The organism is Hymenobacter sp. AT01-02 (assembly GCF_000961955.2).
Lineage (GTDB): Bacteria > Bacteroidota > Bacteroidia > Cytophagales > Hymenobacteraceae > Hymenobacter > Hymenobacter mucosus.
This window is the reverse complement of the sequence record NZ_JZIR02000213.1, coordinates 1-1,113: the sequence shown is the minus strand read 5'-3', so window position 1 is coordinate 1,113 and position 1,113 is coordinate 1. Positions and strand designations below refer to the sequence as shown.

Here is a 1,113-nt window from a genome sequence, read left to right as displayed (position 1 = left end):
TACCTCGAGAAAGATGGTAGGCCAGCAGTTGGGGCTATGAAAGTATTCTGCGCAAAGGATTAGCGCCGTTACAAGACCTGTATGATTACTGCCTAATTGATACGCCGCCCTCCCTGTCCGCCCTTACCTACATGGCTCTGGTCGCGTGTAACGCGGTCTTCATTCCTTGCCAGCCCGAGTACTTTGGCTATGAAGGGCTCAACAAGCTAATTCAAGCTTGCGAGCGAGTAAAGGACCTGTACAACCCCACGCTGATTATTGGGGGAATCTTCTTCACCAAGTACAGCAGCAGGTACCGTAAGAAACTGCATCACGACGTTGTTGCGCTGATTGACTCCAAATATTCCGAGGCCAACCTGATGATGGAGACGACCATCCGCGAAAATGTTTCCCTGGCTGAAGCTCAGATCAAGAAGCAAAGCATCCACCAGTGGGCGCCGGAAAGTAACGGCGCAACCGATTATGAGTTACTTACCCAAGAGATTGTTGCCCGCGTATGAGTAAGCAAAAGAAGAAACCGTCTTTCGGAGATGATTTGGACGCTCCAGCACTGCCTCTGGCCAGTGACGCCCGCTTGTATGGTGTTAACCGAGAGGTCGTACCACTGCCAGTAGCGACACCAATAGCTACTGCTCCTACCCAAACACCTGCTGCAACGCCCTCGTCGGAAGAAGAGTGGCTGAAGTTCAGTTCCTTTCTGCGACGGAGCACTTACGTGCGACTAAAGCAAAGTGAGTACTGGGACCGACTAGTTCTGAAAAAGGCAGTAGACTCTGCTCTGTGCGCGTTCCTAGATACCATGGACGGCGCTGATCGGCCCTTACCGGAAGATGAACAGTACCGGCTTAATGGCAAAAAACTCAAGTAATTTAAAAGTATAAAAAACGCACAAAAACGCGCAGCATGAATTTTTGCCGTGTGCTAATTTATACTCCCCAGAACTCGCGTAACCGCTACAAAAAATGACGTCAAAAAATGCTTACTAGCTTTTATTACTTGTTACTATATTAATAGTATTATGGGCCTCATAACTATCAGAGCGACAGAGAGTTTAAGAGGCTAACCGCTACAAAAATGACGTCAGCCGCTACAAAAATGACGTCGAACCGCTAC

2 protein-coding genes are annotated in these 1,113 nt (G+C 48.6%); both read left to right on the top strand.

The window, feature by feature from the left end; all coding sequences use genetic code 11:
- The first annotated feature begins 44 nt into the window (after positions 1–44).
- The gene (locus VI25_RS22495; RefSeq protein WP_316934404.1) at positions 45–500 is read left to right on the top strand and encodes a ParA family protein; all 456 of its coding nucleotides are present in this window, start codon (positions 45–47) and stop codon (positions 498–500) included.
- A gap of 35 nt (positions 501–535) precedes the next feature.
- Positions 536–868 carry a hypothetical protein gene (locus VI25_RS22490; protein WP_236705215.1) on the top strand — a complete coding sequence of 111 codons (333 nt, stop codon included), beginning with the start codon at positions 536–538 and terminating at the stop codon, positions 866–868.
- The last annotated feature ends 245 nt before the right edge of the window (positions 869–1,113 follow it).